At 71.0% G+C, this 9,959-nt stretch carries 7 protein-coding genes; all 7 read right to left on the bottom strand.

Going from position 1 to position 9,959, the window contains the following annotated elements; all coding sequences use genetic code 11:
* Positions 1-94 precede the first annotated feature (94 nt).
* The gene (locus ABD295_RS21075; protein ID WP_344305827.1) at positions 95-814 is read right to left on the bottom strand and encodes a DUF3566 domain-containing protein; all 720 of its coding nucleotides are present in this window, start codon (positions 812-814) and stop codon (positions 95-97) included.
* Complete coding sequence (gene gyrA, locus ABD295_RS21070; RefSeq protein WP_344305826.1) at positions 814-3,546, bottom strand: DNA gyrase subunit A; 2,733 nt, start codon at positions 3,544-3,546, stop codon at positions 814-816. Before gyrA ends, ABD295_RS21075 begins: the two co-directional genes overlap by 1 nt.
* 54 nt (positions 3,547-3,600) lie before the next feature.
* A complete protein-coding gene (gene gyrB, locus ABD295_RS21065) occupies positions 3,601-5,754 on the bottom strand; it encodes a DNA topoisomerase (ATP-hydrolyzing) subunit B (protein ID WP_425574156.1) in 2,154 nt (717 codons plus the stop codon).
* A 242-nt stretch (positions 5,755-5,996) separates the two neighbouring features.
* Positions 5,997-6,647, bottom strand: a complete 651-nt coding sequence (locus tag ABD295_RS21060; protein WP_344305828.1) for a DciA family protein — start codon at positions 6,645-6,647, stop codon at positions 5,997-5,999.
* Positions 6,640-7,791 carry a DNA replication/repair protein RecF gene (gene recF, locus ABD295_RS21055; protein ID WP_344305825.1) on the bottom strand — a complete coding sequence of 384 codons (1,152 nt, stop codon included), beginning with the start codon at positions 7,789-7,791 and terminating at the stop codon, positions 6,640-6,642. Before recF ends, ABD295_RS21060 begins: the two co-directional genes overlap by 8 nt.
* 36 nt (positions 7,792-7,827) lie before the next feature.
* Positions 7,828-8,757, bottom strand: coding sequence for a phosphogluconate dehydrogenase (NAD(+)-dependent, decarboxylating) (gene gnd / locus ABD295_RS21050; RefSeq protein WP_344305824.1), 930 nt, complete (start codon positions 8,755-8,757; stop codon positions 7,828-7,830).
* A gap of 80 nt (positions 8,758-8,837) precedes the next feature.
* Positions 8,838-9,959: DNA polymerase III subunit beta (gene dnaN, locus ABD295_RS21045; protein WP_344305823.1), on the bottom strand; the 1,122-nt coding region annotated here is incomplete at its 5' end.

The following is a 9,959-nucleotide window of genomic DNA, read 5'->3' as shown; positions in this document are numbered from 1 at the left end:
CAGCACACCCAGTGCCGGCGGCGCCTCACCATGCCCTCTTGACAACCAAGGGCTACATATCAGCCGAGACCACCGACGACCGGTGATCGAGACTTCAGCGACCCTCCTCCGCAAGGGTGACCTCGATGCCGCCGAGAAGAGCGGCGGCCATGTTGTAGAGGAACGCACCCAGCGTCGCGATCGCGGTCAGCAGCACCACGTCGATCACCGACACCAGGAGCGTGAAGCCCAGGATGCGGGACGTGCCGAGATAGTTCTCGACGTCGAACTGCGTCGCGGAGTCCTCACCGAGGACGTTCTGCACGGTCGCGTTGATGGAGTCCCACACGCCGGCGGCGCCGAGGACCGACCAGACCATCAGCACCGACACGACAGTGACGACGCCGAAGGCGATCGAGAGCAGGAACGCGGTCTTCATGACCGACCACGGGTCGATCCTGGTCAGGCGCAGGCGGGCCCGGCGGGCGGGCTTGCGAGCAGGACGCTGCGCCGTCGTACGCCGCTGCGGCTGACCCGACTGTTGCTGCACCTGCTGGGGCGCCGGACGCGGACCCGCCGGCGCGACCGCGGGCTGGCCCGTCGGTGCGGCGGCGTTGTCCTTGTGCTCCTGCCGGGCCTTGCTCAGCCGGGTCTGCAGCCGCTCGGCCAGTCCCGGGCCGGAGCTCTCCGGCTCGGGCGGGGGTGGTGGGAGCGTGCGTTCGGTCGCCTGCGACGCGGCGGGGCCGGGCGCGGGTGGGACGACGGGGTGGGGCGCGGTCTCGTCGGGCGGCCAGTTGGTCCGCGGGCCGCCAGCTGGCAGTGGGCCGTCGGTCATCAGGACTCACTCTCCGAGCGCTCGTCTGGGGCGGGGTCGCCTTCGATTGTTGCACTCGAGGCCTCATCCGACGACTCCGCGACGACGGCGTCACCCGGCTCGGACCCGGTCTCGGGGCCGATCGCCGTGCCTGGCTCGGACCCTGGCTCCGACCCAGGCTCGGGGTCGCCGTCGGTCAGACCCTCGGTGACTTCCTCGACCACCTTCGCCTCCACCGAACGGGCCACGACCGCGACCGCGTCGCCGTCCTTGGGCGTCACGAACTTCACGCCCATGGTGGATCGGCCGGTCGGCCGGAAGTCCTCGTTGATCGGGCTCCGGACCACCTGTCCGCCCTGCGTGATCGAGAGGACCTCGTCGCCGTCCTCGACGATGAACCCGCCGACCAGCACGCCGCGAGCCTCGTTGGCCAGCGTCATCGCCTTGACGCCCTTGGTGCCGCGGTTGGTCAGGCGGTAGTCGCTGATCCGGGTCCGCTTGGCGAAGCCGCCGTCGGTCATCGTGAAGACGTACTGCACGTTCTCGGCAGCCTGGTCCTCGGCCTCCGACGCCCGGGCCTCCGCGGCGCGGATCACCGACATCGACAGCACCGAGTCGCCCGGGGCGGTGTCCATGCCCCGCACGCCCGAGGTCGCACGCCCCATCGGCCGCAGCTGCGCGTCGTCGGCGCGGAAGCGCACCGCCTGGCCCTTGCGGGAGATCAGCAGGATCTCGTCCTCGGGCCAGACCTGCTCGGCACCGATCAGCTCGTCGTCGTCCTCGCGGAAGTTGATCGCGATGACGCCCGCCTGGCGCGGGCTGTTGTAGTCGCCCAGCCGCGTCTTCTTGACCAGGCCGTTGCGGGTCGCGAGCACGAGGTAGGGCACCTGCTCGTAGTCGCGGATCGCCAGCACCTGCGCGATCGACTCGTCGGGCTGGAAGGACAGCAGTCCGGCGACGTGGCCGCCCTTCGCGTCGCGCGACGCCTCGGGCAGGTTGTAGGCCTTGGTGCGGTAGACCCGCCCGGCCGTGGTGAAGAACAGCAACCAGTGGTGGTTGGTGGTCGCGATGAAGTGCTCGACCACGTCGTCGCCGCGCAGCGTCGCGCCGCGCACGCCCTTCCCGCCGCGCTTCTGCGAGCGGTAGGCGTCCGCACGGGTGCGCTTGGCGTAGCCTCCCCGGGTGATCGAGACGACCAGCTCCTCGTCGGGGATCAGGTCCTCCATCGAGAGGTCGCCGTCAGCCGCGATGATCTGGGTACGCCGGTCGTTGCCGTACTTGTCGACGATCTCGGTGAGCTCGTCGCTGACGATCTGCCGCTGGCGGGGCTCGTTGGCGAGGATGTCCTCGAGGTCGGCGATGACCAGCTCGAGCTCGGCCAGCCGATCGATGATCTTCTGCCGCTCCAGCGCCGCGAGCCGGCGCAGCTGCATGTTGAGGATCGCCATCGCCTGGAGCTCGTCGATCTCCAGCAGCGCGATCAGGCCGTCGCGTGCCTCGTCGACGTCGGGCGAGCGCCGGATCAGGGCGATGACCTCGTCGAGGGCGTCGAGCGCCTTGACCAGGCCGCGCTGGATGTGGGCGTCCTCCTCGGCCTGGCGCAGCCGGAAGCGCGTACGACGCTGGATGACGTCGAGCTGGTGAGCGACCCAGTTGCTGATGAACTGGTCGACCGACAGGGTGCGCGGGACGCCGTCGACCAGCGCCAGCATGTTGGCGGAGAAGTTGGTCTGCAGCTCGGTGTGTTTGAGCAGGTTGTTGAGGACGACCCGGGCGACGGCGTCGCGCTTGAGGATGACCACCAGGCGCTGGCCGGTGCGCCCCGAGGAGTCGTCACGCACGTCGGAGATGCCCTGGACCTTGCCGGAGTCGGCGAGCTCGGCGATCTTCAACGCCAGGTTGTCGGGGTTGACCATGTAGGGCAGCTCGGTGATCGAGAGCATCGTGCGCCCGCGGCTGTCCTCGTCGATCTCGATGACCGCGCGCTGGGTGATGGAGCCGCGGCCGGTGCGGTAGGCCTGCTCGATGCCCTCGCGACCCACGATCAGCGCACCGTTGGGGAAGTCGGGGCCCTTGATCCGCTCGACCAGCGCGTCCTGGAGCTCCTCGCGCGTCGCGTCCGGGTGCTCGAGGGCCCACCGCGCGCCGTCGGCGACCTCGCGCAGGTTGTGCGGTGGGATGCTGGTGGCCATGCCGACTGCGATGCCGGCGGAGCCGTTGACCAGCAGGTTGGGGTAGCGCGACGGCAGGACGGTCGGCTCCTGCGAGCGGCCGTCGTAGTTGGGCTGGAAGTCGACGGTCTCCTCGTTGATGTCGCGGACCATCTCCATGGCCAGCGGCGCCATCCGGCACTCGGTGTACCGCATCGCCGCGGCGGAATCGTTGCCCGGAGAGCCGAAGTTGCCCTGACCGTGGATGAGCGGCGCGCGCATCACCCAGGGCTGGGCCAGGCGGACGAGGGTGTCGTAGATCGCCGAGTCGCCGTGCGGGTGGTACTGACCCATCACGTCGCCGACGACGCGGGAGCACTTGGAGAAGCCGCGGTCGGGGCGGTAGCCGCCGTCGAACATCGCGTACAGCACCCGGCGGTGCACCGGCTTGAGCCCGTCGCGCACGTCGGGCAGCGCCCGGCCGACGATGACCGCCATCGCGTAGTCGATGTAGGCCCGCTGCATGGAGGTCTGCAGCTCGATCGGCTCGATCCGGCCGCCGGGGGGCGGCGGGCCCGCGGGAGTGGTGGGCGTCTCCGTCACGTCTCTTCGTCTCTCTGGTCGGTTCTACACGAATCTAGGACTGTCGTTAGACACCTAGATATCGAGGAAGCGGACGTCCTTGGCGTTGCGCTGGATGAACGACCGGCGCTGCTCGACGTCCTCGCCCATCAGGATCGAGAAGATCTCGTCGGCCTGGGCGGCGTCGTCGAGGGTCACCTGGAGCATCAGCCGGCCGTCGGGGTTCATCGTGGTCTCCCACAGCTCCTCGGCGTTCATCTCACCGAGACCCTTGTAGCGCTGCACGGGGTTCTCCTTCGGCAGCTTCTTGCCGTTGGCCAGCCCGTCCCGCATCAACGCGTCGCGCTCGGCGTCGGAGTAGACGAACTCGTGCTCGGCCGGCTTGTTCCAGCGCAGACGGTAGAGCGGAGGCTGCGCCATGAAGACGTAGCCGTGCTCGATCAGCGGGCGCATGAAGCGGAACAGGAGCGTCAGCAGCAGCGTGTTGATGTGGTGGCCGTCCACGTCGGCGTCGGCCATCAGCACCACCTTGTGGTAGCGCAGCTTGGCGAGGTCGAACTCCTCGTGGATGCCCGTGCCGAGCGCCGAGATGATCGCCTGGACCTCGGTGTTGGCGAGCACCTTGTCGATGCGGGCCTTCTCGACGTTCAAGATCTTGCCCCGGATCGGCAGGATCGCCTGCACCCGCGGGTCGCGACCCTGACGGGCCGAGCCGCCGGCGGAGTCGCCCTCGACGATGAAGACCTCGCACTCGGCGGGGTTGGTCGACTGGCAGTCCGACAGCTTGCCGGGCAGGCCGCCGCCGCCGAGCAGCCCCTTGCGGGACCGGGCCAGGTCGCGCGCCTTGCGGGCGGCGATCCGCGCGGACGCCGCCGCCTGCGACTTGCGGACGATGTCGCGGCCCTCGGCGGGGTTCTGCTCGAACCACGCGCCGAGCTGGTCGTTCATGATGCGCTGCACGAAGCCCTTGGCCTCGGTGTTGCCGAGCTTGGTCTTGGTCTGGCCCTCGAACTGCGGCTCCGCGAGCTTGACCGAGATGATCGCGGTGAGGCCCTCGCGGATGTCGTCGCCCGACACGCGGTCCTCGCGCTTCTTGATCAGGCCCCACTCCTCGCCCCAGTGGTTGACCAGCCCGGTGAGCGACGCGCGGAAGCCTTCCTCGTGCGTGCCGCCCTCATGGGTGTTGATGGTGTTGGCGAAGGTGTGCACCGACTCGGTGAACGAGGTGTTCCACTGCATGGCCACCTCGAGCGACATGTGGCTCTCGCTGGCCGCGGGCGTCTCGGCCTCGAACGAGATGATCGTGGGGTTGGCCTTGTCCTTGCGGCGGTTGAGGTGCTCGACGTAGTCGACGAGGCCGCGGTCGTACTTGAAGACGCGCTGCAGCCCGCCCTCGTGCCTGCGGATCGCGTCGCCGCCCGCCTGGTCGACCTCGTCGGCGACGGTGTCGTCCGCGACCGCCGCGAGGAGCTCCTCCGCGGCCGGACGCTCGTCCTGCACCACGATCTCGAGACCCTTGTTGAGGAACGCGTACTCCCGGATGCGGGTGGTGATCGTCTCGAGGCTGTAGGTCGTGGTCTCGAAGATCTCCGCCGACGCCCAGTAGGTCACGGTCGTACCGGTGCTCTCCCCCGGCTCCAGCGGGCGCACCTGCTCCAGCGGACCGTCGGGGTGGCCCAGCTGGAAGCTCTGCCGCCACAGGTGGCCGCGGTTGCGCACCTCGACGACGAGGCGGGTGCTGAGGGCGTTGACCACCGAGACGCCCACGCCGTGCAGTCCGCCGGAGACCTTGTAGCCGCCGCCGCCGAACTTGCCGCCGGCGTGCAGCATCGTCAGCGCCAGCGTGACCGCCGGCAGGTCCTGGCCAGGCGCGGTGTCGGTGGGGATGCCACGACCGTTGTCCTCGACGCGGATCCCGCCGTCGGCCTGCAGGGTCAGCACGATCCGGTCGCAGTGCCCGGCGAGCGCCTCGTCGACGGCGTTGTCGACGATCTCCCAGATCAGGTGGTGCAGGCCGCGCTCACCGGTGGAGCCGATGTACATGCCGGGACGCTTGCGCACCGCCTCGAGGCCCTCGAGGACCTGGATCGCGGACGCGTCGTAGTCGGCGGTGACCGCCGAGCTCCCGGTGCCGTTGGTGCTCACGCTCCAGCCGGCGTCGGCGGTGCTGTCCATGCTGTCGGTCGGATCGATGATCGGGCTCTGGTCCGGCTTCTCCGACACGCGCATCCTCTTCTGCTCGACATGGTGAGGGCCGCTGCTCGAGGAGCCAGCGACCCGACGTCCATGATAGCCGTTTGCGCGCCTCGATCCACGCGGGCACCCCGCGGCGCGGGGGGATCTGCGTAGAAGTTGGTCCCTGTGCGCGCCGGGAGGGCCTGTTGGGGCGCCGTAGAGGGGTGCGGTCAGGTCCCCATACGTCGGCGAGGCCCGCAGATCGGCAGATCGGTGGGCTGCGGCGGTGGGACCGGTCAGCCGTAGGTGTCGCGCGGCCCGCGGCCGTCGCGGGCGGAGAGGCGGCCCTTCTTCCACGACGGCCCGTGGGGGCCGAGGACCTCGATCAGGGTGACGGTGCCGTGCCCGAGCTCCTCGTTGAGCCGGCGTACGACGGTGGGGGCGAGCAGCCGCAACTGGGTCGCCCACGCTGTCGAGTCGGTGCGCACGACCAGCTTGCCGTCGGCGAACGCCTCGGGGGTCGTGTGCGCCGCGACCTCGGTGCCGACCAGCTCGGCCCAGCGGCCGAACACCGCCTGGACCTTGAGGTCGAGCTCCCAGCCGCGGTCGGAGACCAGCCTGTCGAGCGTCGGTCCGATCAGCTGCGGGTCTCGCTCGTCGGCACCGGACCCCGACAGTCCGCCCCGTCGCGAGTCGGCCGGGGTGGTCGGACGGCCAGGCCGACGTCCGCGCCCGGAGCGCCGCGGCGCCCGGCCGGACGCCTGCGCGAGCGACCGGCTGATCGTGCGCGCGAGGTCGAGGCCGCTCTCGTCGTGACCCGGGAGCGGCGCTTCGGCTGCCGCCTCCCCGTCCGCCGCCTCCCCGTTCGCTCCCTCCCCCTCCACCGCCGCCCCGTCCACCGCCGCCCCGTCCGGCAGCCGCCCGTCGGGCCGGCCGGGCTCAGGCATCGCGCTCACCCCGCGTGACCGTCCCGTCGCGCACGTCGTAGCGCACCCCCGCCAGGGCCGACGGCACGTCGGCCGCGACGGCCGCGGTGACCAGCACCTGCTCCGCACCCGCGACCAGCTCGGCCAGCCGGTCGCGCCGCTCGGTGTCCAGCTCGGCGAACACGTCGTCAAGGATCAGGATCGGGTCGTCGCCCTCGTCGCGCAGCAGGTCGTACGACGCCAGCCGCAGCGCCAGCGCGTAGGACCACGACTCCCCGTGCGAGGCATAGCCGCGCACGGGCAAGGGGGAGGAACCGGTCGCCGCGTTGCCCAGGCTGAGCAGCAGCTCGTCGCGATGAGGGCCGACCAGGGAGATGCCGCGGTCGAGCTCGTCGCCCCGTCGCTCGGCGATCGCCGCGAGCATCGAGCCCTGGAGGTCGGAGCCGTCACCGAGGTCGAAGCAGGGTCGGTACTCCATCTCGGCGTCCTCACGCGAGGCGCCGCGCGCCACGGTCTCGTAGGCCTTGCCGACGTAGGGCCGCAGCGCGTCGACCAGGGCCAACCGGGCGCCGAGGATCTCGGCGCCGGCGCCGGCCAGCTGCTCGTCCCAGACGTCCAGCGTCGCGAGCGCCGACTCCCGTCGGGACAGCGGGCCGGGACGCGCGGTCTTGAGCAGGGAGTTGCGCTGCCTCAGGATCCGGTCGTAGTCGGCACGCACACCCGCCAAGCGAGGGGTGCGCAACACCAGCAGATCATCGAGGAATCGCCGTCGCTCGGACGGATCACCCTTGACCAGCGCGAGGTCCTCGGGCGAGAAGAGCACCGTGCGCACCAGCCCGACGATGTCGCGGGCCCGAGGCAGGTTCGCCCGGTTGACCCGCGCCCGGTTGGCCCGGCCGGGGTTGAGCTCCACCTCCAGCAGCGCGTGCCGGCCCTCGCGCACCACGTCCGCGCGGACCAGTGCCTGCTCGGCTCCGGCACGGACGAGTGCCTGGTCGCCTGCCACCCGGTGCGACGCGAGCCTCGAGAGGTAGTCGATCGCCTCGACCACGTTGGTCTTGCCCTGACCGTTGCGGCCCACGAACGCCGTCGCCCCCGGCGCCAGCTCCACGTCGAGGTCGGCGTAGGAGCGGAAGTCGTGAAGGGTCAGATGGGCGACGTGCACGTCAGCTCACGAGGGGTCGGCCGGCACGGCGCCGGCTCAGCTCGCGTCGTCGGCCGGCGCGTCGGTGGCGGAGGCGTCGCCACCAGCCGGAGGAGAGGTGTGGGTGGCGTGCCCGCCGAACTGGTTGCGCATCGCCGCGACCGCCTTCATCGACGGTGAGTCGTCCTGGCGCGAGACGAAGCGGGCGTAGAGGGCGGCCGTGATCGCCGGGGTGGCGACGGCGTGCTCGATGCCGGCCTCGACGGTCCACCGGCCCTCGCCCGAGTCCTCGGCGTAGCCGCGGATCTTGGACAGGCCAGGGTCCTCGTCGAGCGCGGCGACCATCAGGTCGAGCAGCCAGGAGCGGATGACGGTCCCCTCACGCCACGAGCGGAAGACCTCGGTGACGTTCTCGACCATGTCGGCGGCCTCGAGAAGCTCCCAGCCCTCGGCGTAGGCCTGCATCACGGCGTACTCGATGCCGTTGTGCACCATCTTCGAGAAGTGCCCGGCGCCGACGGGTCCGGCGTGCACCGAACCGAAGTCGCCCTCAGGCCGGAGCGCGTCGAACGCCTCCTGGACCTTCGCGACGTCCTCGGCCGACCCGCCGTACATCAGCGCATAGCCGTTCTCCAGCCCCCAGACGCCGCCGGAGACGCCGCAGTCGACATAGCCGATGCCCTTGGCCGAGAGGAGCTCGGCGTTGGCGAAGTCGTCGGTCCACCGCGAGTTGCCGCCGTCGACGACGACATCGCCCTCACCGAGCAGCTCGGAGAGCTCCTGGACCGTGGCCCGGGTGGGGTCGCCCGACGGCACCATCACCCAGACGACCTTGGGGGAGGGCAGCGCGTCGACCAGCTCGGCGAGCGAGCCCACGTCGGCGAGATCGGGGTTGCGGTCGAAGCCCACGACGGTGAGGCCGGCGTTGCGCATCCGGGTGCGCATGTTGCCACCCATCTTGCCGAGTCCGATCAGGCCGATGTGCATGCGCGCCTCCGGTGGTGCGGTTCAGGCAGTTCAGGGATGTCGGGTGCGGTCGACCGGTCAGGGTGGCCCTGGGTCAGCACTCAGGAAAGCAGACGCCGCGGCATCAGCAGGTAGCGGAAGCCGTTGTCGTCCGTGGCCCCACTCTCGTCCGCCGCGCCGCTGATGACAACAGGCTTGGACGCCTGCGTGAAGGCGAGCTCGACGACATTGGCGTCGATCGCGGTCAGTCCGTCGAGCAGGAACTGCGGGTTGAAGCCGGTGGTGATCGCCTCGCCGTCGATCTGCGCCTCGATCGCCTCGGAGGCCTGCGCCTCGTCGCCGGAACCGGCGTCGAGGGTGAGGACGCCGTCGGCGAAGGCGAGCTGCACGGCGGTGTTGCGCTCGGCGACGAGCGCGACGCGCTTCACCGACTCGACCAGCGCGGCCTTGTCGACCAGCGCCCGCGTGAGGTGCTCGGCGGGGAAGAGGCTGCGCACCTTGGGGAACTCGCCGTCGAGGAGCCGGGTCGTGGTCCGGCGTACGCCGCCGGCTGCCTGGCCCTCGAAGCCGATGATGCCCTCGCCCGACCCGCCGTGGGCCAGCGCGATGGTGACCTCGGGGCCCGCGGTCAGCGACTTGGCGGTGTCGCCGAGGACGCGGGCCGGCACCAGCGCGGCCGCGGACTCGTCGGGGGTGTGCGGCGACCAGGACAGCTCACGGTGGGAGAGCCGGAACCGGTCGGTCGCGAGCAGGCTGATCGTGGAGCCGTCGATCTCGAGGCGGACGCCAGTGAGCACCGGCAGCATGTCGTCGCGACCGGCGGCGGTCACGGCCTGGGCGACCGCGTGGGCGAACTCCTCGCTGCCGACGGTGCCGGTGGAGCTCGGCATGTCCGGAAGCGTGGGGTAGTCCTCGACCGGCATCGTCTGCAGGCTGAACCTCGCGGCCCCGCAGGTGAGCTGCACCCGGGAGCCCTCGAGCGACATCTCCACCGGCTTGGCGGGGAGGCTGCGACAGATGTCGGCGAGGAGCCGGCCGCTCACCAAGGCGCGGCCCTCGGCTGAGACCTGGGCCCCGACCGTCGCACGGGCGGACGTCTCGTAGTCGAAGGTGGACAGCACGAGGCCGTCGTGGTCGGCCTCGATGAGGAGGCCGGCGAGCACGGGAGCACTCGGCCGGACCGGCAGCGAGCGCGCGGCCCACGCCACCGCATCTGCGAGGAC

The sequence above is a fragment of the Nocardioides bigeumensis genome, assembly GCF_039531755.1.
In the GTDB taxonomy this organism is placed as follows: Bacteria; Actinomycetota; Actinomycetes; order Propionibacteriales; family Nocardioidaceae; genus Nocardioides; species Nocardioides bigeumensis.
The sequence above is the reverse complement of the archived record's forward strand: the minus strand, read 5'-3'. Positions and strand labels throughout refer to the sequence as shown.